This window comes from Xenorhabdus stockiae, from assembly GCF_002632825.1.
GTDB classification, from domain to species: Bacteria; Pseudomonadota; Gammaproteobacteria; order Enterobacterales; family Enterobacteriaceae; genus Xenorhabdus; species Xenorhabdus stockiae.
Genome location: NZ_NJAJ01000143.1, coordinates 1 through 617, shown reverse-complemented (window position 1 = coordinate 617; position 617 = coordinate 1). Strand labels below are relative to the sequence as shown.

Sequence of the window (617 nt, the reverse complement as noted above, 5' to 3'; positions counted from 1 at the left end):
TTTAACAAAGAAGGCATCTGTTACGAACTGCGTGACTATGCCATCAAGGTCTTGCGTGGACAGGCCCCGGATGACACCTTTTTTGCCCTGATTTATACGCTGGACAAAGACGATGATCCGTTTGATGAAACTGTCTGGCAGAAAGCGAACCCCGGCCTCGGGATTTGTAAACGCTGGGACGACTTACGACGACTGGCGAAAAAGGCCAAAGAGCAGGTTTCCGCCCGACATAACTTTTTTACCAAGCATATGAATCTGTGGGTGACCGCGGAATCGGCATGGATGGATATGCTCAAGTGGGATGACTGTGAACCCCTTGCCCCGGCGCATGAGCTGAAAACTTACCCGATGTGGGTCGGGGTGGATTTGGCGAACAAAATTGATATTTGTGCCGCCGTCAAAGTGTGGCAGGGCAGTAACGGGCATGTGCACGCTGACTTTCGGTTCTGGTTGCCCGAAGGCCGCATTGAACGCTGTTCCCGCCAGATGGCGGAGCTGTACCGCAAATGGGGCGAGCTGGGTATCCTGACCCTGACCGATGGCGAAGTGGTGGATCATGCGCAGATAAAAGAAGAGCTGCTGCACTGGATTAGCGGGGAAAACCTGAAAGAACTCGG

Annotated in this window: 1 protein-coding gene; it reads left to right on the top strand. The window is 53.3% G+C overall.

Translation table 11 applies throughout. The features are described from left to right. On the top strand, positions 1-617 hold a 617-nt coding region (locus Xsto_RS20840; protein ID WP_244590483.1), incomplete at both ends, for a terminase TerL endonuclease subunit.